Below are 9,922 nucleotides of genomic sequence, written 5' to 3' on the forward strand. Positions count from 1 at the left end.
GAGATTAAGTTTATTAATAAAAATTACTCTCCTACTTTAAAAGTAAGAGAGCTTTTCCCCTTTTAAGGATGCAGCGAACCATCGGCTGCAACATTAAGAGTCACGTTAACCTTACCACTAGTTACCATCGCACCGGTATTGTCTAAGTAATACAATTTTCCATTGTCCTCGATAACACCTATTGCCATGCTTCCATCCGCTTTTAAGTAATACCATTTATCCTTGTATTTTACCCATCTGCTTGTTAACATGGCCCCGTCATCGCCCAAGTAATACCATAGCCCTTTGGAATCTTTTGCCCAAGCATTTTTAACAAGAACATCGTTATTATAGTAATACCAGGTGTTATTTTGCTTTACCCAACCGTTTTTCCCCCAGGCGCCAATATCGGCTGTAACTAAATTGTCAAAGTCAACATTCACACCAGCAAGTGTTTGATTAACTTGGAACTGATAAATATTTAAAAAGCTACAACGTTGTCCATAGCTCCAGGCGACTGTTTGGAACCAATAGTCAGCCGCATTATTTTCATGGAGATAATTAAGAACCGTGTATGAACCATAAGCCCCCACTTTATAGCCCACCAAATTATTTTTGATCGCTTGGAAATAAGTAAGGATGGACTCAAGATCTCCTGCCTGTGCATCATAGTCAACTGTGAAATAAATGGCGGTTCCTTCCGGCTGGTCAACCGCTTTTGCAAGAGTAACAGCATCTAAAGCATCTGATTCTCCTTGTGCTGCGGAAAAATAGCTTGGTTGGGTAGGATTTGTTTCATAAATACTGAAAATTTGAAGACCTGCCGTTTTGATATTTGCTACTTCACCAAGAGTTAGACCTTTCCATGATGCGTGAGAAAGATATCGACCAACATACTTCACTCCATTATTCGCTAAATCAGTTACTTGATTGGGACTCAAACCAGTACAATCTACAGCATTTACCATAACTGTACACCCCCTTTTTGTTTGCAACAGACTGCTCAATATACGTTGGTTTAGAAACTCAACTTGTCCAAACTTGATCCTGCCCACTCTAATCCCTTCATAGTTTCTTGATCAATTTTAGATAAGCTTTTCAATTGATGCTTCCCTTTTTACGTGCAACTTTAAATAATGCATTTTTTACATGAACATGTAGTGGTTTCCATCGTTTAAGAACATCATCTGATTTATTTTTAAGCCACCTTCTGGCCCATACAAAGGGGATCGTAGCACCATGTAGCCCATATCCATTTTCCCGGTGACACGTAGAACAGGAAACCACTAAATTAGCAATATGGTTTGCATGCAGATCTGCAGAATTATCTGGTAAATCTTTTGCATGTCCATGGAAATCGAGCCATTTTAAATCTTTGTATACCAGGGCTTGGTCAAATTTATGCCATAAAGATTGCTCAGCCCAATGGTGTGTCTCCAATGTATTTCCTTCTGCCTCTGCCTCTTCCTTAGTCTTACCGCACCAAAAGCAAGGATGTTTCTCCACATTGACTAATATATGATGGGCATGTCTATATTCACGATCATCATGCCTTTCTTCTCGGTCAGGATAGATCTCAAGTTCTTTAAAAGATTTGGGAACAATGGTTTCTGGTAGCATTTTTAATGCTTTTAAAATATGATGTACTTATTTCACCTCTTTCTAGCATTCTATTAAGAATAAAAAAAACCGCTTATGCTAAAGCGGATTTTGATTATATTTTTTTACATATAGCCATATAGTGATAATCAAAAAAATAGCTGCACAATCAGCGCGGCCTATAAAATAAATATATTTAATACAATGATTATTCATTTCTTTCAATTTCTGAGCATTTTGTGGGCACTTGTTTTTCCATCCAGTAAGTAATATTTGCCCACAAAATAAAAAAGTCCTGACGCTTAGAGCGCCAAGGCTTTCAAGGATTAATACATCGCCATGTATTGATCGCGTTCCCATTGGTGAACGACTGTGCGGAACATATCCCATTCGATTTCTTTTGCTTCAATGAAATGTTCGAAGATGTGTTCACCCAGTCCGGAAACGATGACTTCATCTGATTTTAAATGATCCAATGCTTGAGCAAGTGTTGCCGGAAGGTCGATAATGCCTTCTTCTAATCTTTCTTCTTTGCTCATTACATAGATGTTACGGTCAACTGGTGCCGGAGGAGTTAATTTGTTTTTCACACCGTCAAGCCCAGCTTTTAAAAGAACCGCCATTGCAAGATATGGGTTTGCTGCCGGGTCAACACTGCGTACTTCAATGCGTGTGCTTAAACCACGGGAAGCTGGAATCCGAATTAATGGAGAACGGTTTCTAGCAGACCACGCCACATAACAAGGTGCTTCGTAACCCGGAACTAATCGTTTATAAGAGTTAACCGTTGGGTTCGTAACTGCTGTAAAGCTTGGAGCGTGCTTTAATACCCCTGCAATAAAATGACGGGCAGTATCACTCAACTGTAAGTCGCCAGTTGGCTCAAAGAATGCATTTTGGCCATTTTTAAATAAAGACAGGTTGCAGTGCATTCCGGATCCATTTACTCCGAATAATGGTTTTGGCATGAATGTCGCATGCAATCCGTGCTTGCGGGCAATGGTTTTGACTACAAGCTTGAACGTTTGGATATTATCACATGCTGTTAAAGCATCAGCATATTTGAAATCTATTTCGTGTTGTCCAGGTGCTACTTCATGGTGGGATGCTTCAATTTCAAAGCCCATTTCTTCAAGTTCCAATACGATATCGCGGCGGCAGTTTTCTCCTAGATCTGTTGGTGCTAAGTCAAAGTAACCGCCTTGGTCATTCAATTCTAATGTTGGTTCGCCTTTTTCATCTAATTTAAACAGGAAAAATTCCGGTTCAGGTCCAAGATTAAAATCTGTAAAACCTAAAGCCTTCATTTCCTCTAATACCCGTTTTAAATTATTACGCGGGTCACCAGAAAATGGGGTTCCATCTGAATTATAAATATCACAAATTAGGCGGGCAACTTTACCTTTTTCCGCTGTCCAAGGGAAAATAACCCAAGTGTTTAAATCAGGATATAAGTACATATCAGACTCTTCAATCCGCACGAAGCCTTCGATAGAAGAACCGTCAAACATCATTTTGTTGTCAAGTGCCTTTTCTAATTGGCTGATCGGAATTTCTACATTTTTGATTGTTCCAAGAATATCCGTGAATTGCAGACGGATAAATTTCACGTTTTCTTCTTTTGCCATCCGTTGAATGTCTTCCCTAGTGTACTTTGCCATTGATCAAAACCCCCATTTTCAAAAATTAATTAATGAAAAAATCGTGATAAATCACCTTGACGCAATGACGAGCGATTCATACGCCCTAAATGCATCAATTCGTTACGGAGAAGCGTTCTAAGCTGCTCATCTGTTAATTCTCGTTTTGCCTTTTCTGTATGTGCCTCTTGAATGTTGGATTGCTGCTCTTTAACCAATAATAGCTGTTTAATTCCAGCCATATTGATCCCTTGGTCGATTAAATCCTTTATCTCTAAGAGCCTATCAATATCATTCAAACTAAAAAGGCGCCTGTTTCCCTCTGTTCTTGCCGGAGAAATTAATTGGTGTTCTTCATAATAACGGATTTGTCTGGCACTTAATTCCGTAAGCTGCATGACAGTTCCAATGGGAAACAGTGGCATGGAACGACGAATTTCCTTTCCACTCACCAAATTTCTCCTCCTTGTGTGATTCATATTGTTATTATATTTTGCGTTAGAAAATATGTCAATTAAATGTTAGGAAATCTTACATGAAATTTTAAAATGTATGTTTTTAAAATTAGAATACTTTAAATAGATAGACAGGACAGCCATCCCGAGCTGTCCTTTATGCTTTCTTATACTAAATTTATTAACCCTTTTTCAATCAACCGATCAACAGCAAGACATACGGCGATTTTCACATGTTCGTATGTTAATCCGCCCTGAACATAGGCAACATATGGCGGCCGGATCGGGCCATCTGCCGTTAATTCAATGCTTGCACCTTGAACAAATGTTCCGGCAGCCATGATTACATCGTCTTCATACCCCGGCATGTAACTTGGATGTGGTGTGACGTAGGAATTAATGGGTGATGCAAATTGAATGGCCTGACAAAAAGCCACCATTTTATCACGATCATCAAATTGAACAGATTGAATTAAGTCTGTTCGTTTAGCAACCCAACTAGGCGAAGAATTCATCCCTAATTTTTCCAGGAGAGCTGCAGTGAAAACAGCACCTTTTAATGCCTGCCCCACGACATGTGGAGCCAAGAAGAAACCTTGATACATTTCTTGGAGACTATAAAGCGATGCACCAGCTTCAGCGCCAATCCCCGGACAAGTCATCCGATAAGAACAGGCTTCCACCCATTGTTTCTTACCGACAATATAGCCGCCCGTTTTGGCGATACCGCCTCCGGGATTTTTAATTAAGGAGCCAGCCATTAAATCTGCTCCCACATGACACGGTTCCACCTCCTCAACAAATTCCCCATAGCAGTTATCAACAAATACTACTACATCCGGCTTCATTTCCTTAACAAATCGAATCATATCGCCGATTTCGGCAATGGTAAAAGACGGTCTTGCGGCATATCCCTTTGAGCGTTGAATCCCGATCATTTTTGTATTCGGCTTGATTTTCGCTGCTACTGTTTCCCAGTCAATTTTGCCTTCTTTCGTCAACGACACACTGTCATAGGAGATGCCAAATTCCTTTAAAGAGCCGACACCATTCCCGCGAATACCCACAATTTCCTCAAGGGTATCGTAAGGCTTACCGGTTATGTACAGCAATTCATCCCCCGGTCTTAAAACACCGAATAAAGCAATCGAAATGGCATGTGTGCCGGAAATGATTTGCGGACGGACAAGTCCTGCCTCTCCTCCAAATACATCGGCATAAACTTCCTCAAGTGTATCCCGGCCGATATCGTCATAACCATAGCCTGTTGATGGAATGAAATGAGCATCACTGACTTTATGCTTTTGAAAGCTCTGCAAAACACGAAATTGATTAATTTCCATCCGTTGTTCTATTTTTTTATGTACTTGAGAAATTTGCTGCTCTACATTCTGAACAAGCTTTTGAAGTTTTTCCCCATTTGGTAATTGTTGAAACATGTTACAATCTCCTACCTACACTTTAAATTCTCGTAGCTGTCCTGTAATTTGATGGTCCGGAAGTGAAAATCCTTTGCATCGGTAGACTTGTTCTCCTTCTAAAAAGACAAGCTCCCGCAATATGGTGTCACTTTTCAATTTAGCGATGAGTTTCCCCTCAGTTGAAGGTAATTGAACCTCATACGGTACCATCATTTCAGTAATGACCTTCTCTAATCTTTCCTTTAACTTTTGCCGATCTTCATGGTCAAAAGCACAGATCAACATAGTTGGCGTATTGGCTGTCGGAACAAATTCAGGATGCTTGATATCCTTCTTATTATAAACGGTTAACTGCGGAATGTCCTTAGTTTCCAAATCAGACAGCAATTTATGAACTGTTATTTCATGCTGAAAGTAATCCGGATTTGACATATCTACCACATGAAGTAGCAAATCTGCTTCTTTAACTTCTTCCAATGTGGAACGGAACGCGGCAATTAAAGTGGTTGGAAGATCTTGAATGAATCCAACCGTATCTGTAATAAGGGCAGTAAATCCGCTTGGTAAAATTAATTTCCTGGTCATCGGATCTAACGTGGCAAATAACTGATTTTCTTCATATGACTCTGCTTCAGACAGACGATTAAACAAAGTCAATTTTCCAGCGTTTGTATACCCGACAATGGCAATCTGAAACGTTTTATTTTTCTTTCTTCTTTCACGGTATCTGTCCCTGTGGTGAACGATAACAGATAACTGATCTTTAATATCATTAATTCTGCGCCGAATATGGCGGCGATCTGTTTCTAGCTTGGTTTCACCTGGCCCTCTTGTGCCAATCCCTGCGCCAAGTCTTGATAATGAGGTTCCCTGCCCGGCTAAGCGGGGTAATATGTATTGAAGCTGCGCAAGTTCAACCTGCAATTTTCCTTCTTTTGATTGGGCTCTTTGTGCAAAAATATCAAGAATCAGCTGTGTCCGGTCAATGATTCTTGCGTCAATTTCCTTCGCAAGATTACGCTTTTGACTTGGCGATAACTCGTCATTAAATATCACAATTTCTGCTTCAAGTTCCTCAACTAGTGCTTTCAGTTCTGCAACTTTCCCTTTTCCAATATAGGTAGCAGGATGAATACGCTCGCGTTTTTGCACAAGTGAAGTCAATACTTTTCCTTGAGCGGTCTCCGTTAATGAAACCAACTCTTCCATTGAATAATGAAAACGCTGATCATCTTCTTCCGGTGTTTGGCAGCCGACTAAAACGGCTTTTTCCCTTGTATCCTTATATTCCAAACGGCATCATTCCCTTCACAAAGGCTCTTGCACCCATCTTATCAAAATACAGCGCAAAACACTAATTTATATAAAATTTTTGTTGTAAGTTTCTTGTAAAATGATAAAATTTTATTGTTTGTAAACTAAGAAATTACTATTTACATATTGAATATGTATGTGGCAAAAATAGATTTTTAAGGAGAATGTATTTGAAATGACATGGGAAGTATTGAGTATGATTGGAACGATTGCTTTTGCGGTCAGTGGAGCTATTGTTGCTATGGAAGAAGAATACGATATCTTGGGTGTCTATATATTGGGAATTGTCACTGCCTTTGGCGGAGGAGCCATTCGGAATTTATTAATCGGAGTGCCAGTTTCAGCTTTATGGGACCAGGGTTTACTGTTTGAAATTGCCCTGCTCGCAATTACGGCAGTATTCTTATTTCCTGCTAATCTTCTGAAACATTGGCAAAAATGGGGGAATCTATTTGATGCTATAGGCTTGTCCGCGTTTGCCATTCAGGGCGCTATTTATGCAGCAAAAATGGACCATCCGCTAAGTGCCGTAATTGTGGCCGCGGTCCTAACCGGAAGCGGCGGCGGTATCATCCGCGACCTTTTAGCTGGCAGGAAACCAATTGTATTGCGTTCAGAAATTTATGCAGTTTGGGCGATCCTTGCAGGAATTATTGTGGGGCTTAAAATTGCAGTGAGTCCTTGGGAACTCTACACTTTATTTATCCTTGTAACGATTTTACGAGTATTGTCCTACACATTTGATTGGAAATTGCCTACCCGGAAATTAAGAGGTTTACAGTAAAATCGACGGAGATCATCCGTCGATTTTTTCGTTTAGTTTATCGAAGAATTTATACCATCGGCTTACATATGGACATATTCTAAATATTATCGGCTAGTTTGGGCCATCTTTTGGCAAATCATTATTGATCCTCCTCAAACACCAAATCATTGCTTCTAATAGTTATCAGTTCATGCCGGTCATAGCTATTTGTCATTAACAACCGCATTGCCTGTGCCCGAATTGATTTTTCTATGATATTACGGACATAGCGACCATTGGAAAAACTGCTCGGGTTCAATACACTTTTAACCCATATCAAATGATCCCTTACCTTTTTTTCTGCCTCATGGCTAAATATATACTCCCTCTCTGCCAGCATTCGGCGGGTGATTTCCATTAATTGATCAATATTATAATCTGGAAAGTCAATCACCAGCGGGAAACGGGAATGCAGACCCGGGTTCAACGTTAAAAAGTAATCCATCTCGCGGGAATAGCCAGCCAAAATCAAGATAAACTCATGCTGCTTATCCTCCATATGCTTTACAAGGGTATCGATGGCCTCTTTGCCAAAATCTTTTTCCCCACCACGTCCTAATGAATAGGCTTCATCAATAAACAGAATTCCCCCCTGCGCCTTCTTGACAAGATCCCGGGTTTTCTGGGCTGTATGACCGATATACTCACCGACAAGGTCTGCCCGTTCCGCCTCTATCAAGTGACCTTTGGAAAGAACGTTCATTTTTTGAAACAGCTTGCCAATAAGTCTGGCGACTGTCGTTTTTCCTGTTCCGGGATTCCCTTTAAACATCATGTGAAGCGCCTGTTTTCTTGCTTTTAATCCCGTTTCTTCCCGTTTCTTATTGACGTAAATCCAAGCGTAAATCTCTTTTATCATTCGTTTCATCTCTTCCATACCAACCAAAGCTTCGAGCTCTTCTTCTATTTCCTTAAGGGCCGAATGCTCAGGGGGGATAACCTTTGGAACAACTTGAAAATCAGGTAACTCTTTCGTTAATGGTTTTCTTTTTTGGGAATTAAGAACAACACTGATTTGACCGTTACTTTTCAATCGAATCGGTTGATCCAAAGCTTTCACCTCACATTCCACAAACAAAATACAAATATACAGGTTCTATGTTGAATAACTTAACAACTCCATGAAACGGAAATGTAAATAGAAAACGCATAAACCTTCATTCTATTTGTATTCAGCAAAAATGACTTTCATTAAAAAAAGATTCTCTATAAAACAAAAAGAGCCTTATGAAAAGGCTCCAAATGGTGCATATTATTGATTTTCCAATTCAAGCTGAACATTTCTCTGCGGTGCAAAGGTTGAAATCGCATGTTTAAATACTAATTGCTGTTTTCCGTCTGATTCAAACAGAACTGTAAAATTATCAAAGCCTTTAATTTGGCCTCTTAATTGAAATCCGTTTAACAGAAATACCGTCACATTGATGTTTTCCTTACGGCATTGGTTCAAAAATTGGTCTTGAATATTAATGGTGGTTTTCATTTGTATATCCTCCTCTTTTATCTCTACTAATATGTATTCGATTTTATTCGAAGCTTTCCTTCAACATAATGTGAAATTTCCTCAATTTTTTTTTCATAGTCATTCACATCTGTTATATTAAACCATTTTACATTCATTTTGTTCCGAAACCAAGTTAATTGCCTCTTGGCATAGCGGCGAGAATTTTGTTTCAAATTTTCTATTGCCTGCGGAAGCGATATTTTACCATCCAGATAATCGTAAATTTCCTTGTAGCCAATTGCCTGGATCGACTGGCAATTACGCAGCCCTTTCTGATAAAGCATAGTTACTTCTTGTAAAAGTCCTTTCTCCATCATAAGGTCGACCCTGGAATTTATACGTTGATAGAGCTTTTCCCGTTCTATAATAAGGCCGACTATGGCCGTTTGATACAACGGATCAGACTGTTGCGTACTTTGGAATTCCTGCATTGTCCGACCGGTCAAATGGAAAATTTCTAATGCACGGATAACTCTTCTAACATTATTTGGGTGGACTACAGCAGCACCTTTAGGGTCTAACTTCTCTAACTCCTTATACAGTGCTTCTGCTCCGATTCTGTCGGCCTTTTCCTCCAGCTGCCGGCGAAATTTTTCATCGCCGGGAACATCTGCGAACTTGTAATCATAAATAACAGATTGAATGTATAGCCCTGTTCCTCCGGCAATGATCGGAAGCTTTCCTCTATCAGCAATCTCCTTTATTTTGGCTCTTACAAGCAGTTGAAATTCGGCAACAGAAAAATTTTCATCCGGGTCTTTTATGTCGATTAAATGATGGGAGATTCCTTCCATTTCGTCGCAGGTAATTTTAGCCGTTCCAATGTCCATTCCTCGATAAATTTGCATGGAATCTCCACTAATTATTTCCCCATTAAACCGTTTGGCCAATTCAATACTTAGTTTTGTTTTCCCTACCGCTGTAGGACCAATGATGACTAATAGTTTCTGTTTATCATCCAAGCTCTTCACACTGCCTTCTACCATTTTCGGTGAAGATGATCTTCACCCATTAATCGTACCATATTTTTGTAAAGCAGTTGAACATCAAATAAGTATATACAAAAAAATTCTTTTCTATGCACATAGATAAATGAAATTATTTTGTCATTTTTTAAACGAAATGAAATATTGCGCGTTCCAATTTACAAAACCATAACGTTTCATTTACAAACAACATTTACCCTCAAATTCTATAATGGATCC

At 39.5% G+C, this 9,922-nt stretch carries 10 protein-coding genes; 1 reads left to right on the forward strand and 9 read right to left on the reverse strand.

Annotation, left to right across the window (positions count from 1 at the left end):
- Nucleotides 1-62: 62 nt before the first annotated feature.
- The 6 genes from BFU02S_RS12470 to hflX form a co-directional block, all read right to left on the reverse strand.
- Nucleotides 63-947: a DUF1906 domain-containing protein gene (locus BFU02S_RS12470; RefSeq protein WP_066371120.1), complete on the reverse strand. Its 885-nt coding sequence runs from the start codon at nucleotides 945-947 to the stop codon at nucleotides 63-65.
- A gap of 130 nt (nucleotides 948-1,077) precedes the next feature.
- Nucleotides 1,078-1,599 (reverse strand): hypothetical protein, encoded by a 522-nt coding sequence (locus tag BFU02S_RS12475; protein ID WP_066371121.1) that lies wholly within the window; start codon nucleotides 1,597-1,599, stop codon nucleotides 1,078-1,080.
- 305 nt (nucleotides 1,600-1,904) lie between these two features.
- On the reverse strand, nucleotides 1,905-3,239 hold the full coding sequence (glnA, locus tag BFU02S_RS12480) for a type I glutamate--ammonia ligase (protein WP_066371123.1): 1,335 nt from the start codon (nucleotides 3,237-3,239) through the stop codon (nucleotides 1,905-1,907).
- A 29-nt stretch (nucleotides 3,240-3,268) separates the two neighbouring features.
- Nucleotides 3,269-3,643 (reverse strand): MerR family transcriptional regulator, encoded by a 375-nt coding sequence (locus BFU02S_RS12485; protein ID WP_235842053.1) that lies wholly within the window; start codon nucleotides 3,641-3,643, stop codon nucleotides 3,269-3,271.
- A gap of 197 nt (nucleotides 3,644-3,840) precedes the next feature.
- A complete protein-coding gene (locus tag BFU02S_RS12490) occupies nucleotides 3,841-5,112 on the reverse strand; it encodes a methionine gamma-lyase family protein (protein WP_066371127.1) in 1,272 nt (423 codons plus the stop codon).
- Nucleotides 5,113-5,127: 15 nt separating this feature from the next.
- The gene (hflX, locus tag BFU02S_RS12495; RefSeq protein WP_066371129.1) at nucleotides 5,128-6,387 is read right to left on the reverse strand and encodes a GTPase HflX; all 1,260 of its coding nucleotides are present in this window, start codon (nucleotides 6,385-6,387) and stop codon (nucleotides 5,128-5,130) included.
- A gap of 196 nt (nucleotides 6,388-6,583) precedes the next feature.
- Between hflX and BFU02S_RS12500 the strand changes: the two genes are divergently transcribed.
- A complete protein-coding gene (locus BFU02S_RS12500; RefSeq protein WP_066371137.1) occupies nucleotides 6,584-7,192 on the forward strand; it encodes a trimeric intracellular cation channel family protein in 609 nt (202 codons plus the stop codon).
- A 121-nt stretch (nucleotides 7,193-7,313) separates the two neighbouring features.
- On the opposite strand, the gene spoVK is transcribed toward BFU02S_RS12500, so the two are convergent.
- The 3 genes from spoVK to miaA form a co-directional block, all read right to left on the reverse strand.
- The gene (gene spoVK, locus BFU02S_RS12505; protein WP_066371146.1) at nucleotides 7,314-8,264 is read right to left on the reverse strand and encodes a stage V sporulation protein K; all 951 of its coding nucleotides are present in this window, start codon (nucleotides 8,262-8,264) and stop codon (nucleotides 7,314-7,316) included.
- Nucleotides 8,265-8,465: 201 nt separating this feature from the next.
- On the reverse strand, nucleotides 8,466-8,696 hold the full coding sequence (gene hfq / locus BFU02S_RS12510; RefSeq protein ID WP_066371148.1) for an RNA chaperone Hfq: 231 nt from the start codon (nucleotides 8,694-8,696) through the stop codon (nucleotides 8,466-8,468).
- A 26-nt stretch (nucleotides 8,697-8,722) separates the two neighbouring features.
- Nucleotides 8,723-9,679 carry a tRNA (adenosine(37)-N6)-dimethylallyltransferase MiaA gene (miaA, locus tag BFU02S_RS12515; protein WP_235842054.1) on the reverse strand — a complete coding sequence of 319 codons (957 nt, stop codon included), beginning with the start codon at nucleotides 9,677-9,679 and terminating at the stop codon, nucleotides 8,723-8,725.
- Nucleotides 9,680-9,922: the final 243 nt, after the last annotated feature.

This window comes from Neobacillus fumarioli NBRC 102428, from assembly GCF_001591485.1.
In the GTDB taxonomy this organism is placed as follows: Bacteria; Bacillota; Bacilli; order Bacillales; family Cytobacillaceae; genus Neobacillus; species Neobacillus fumarioli.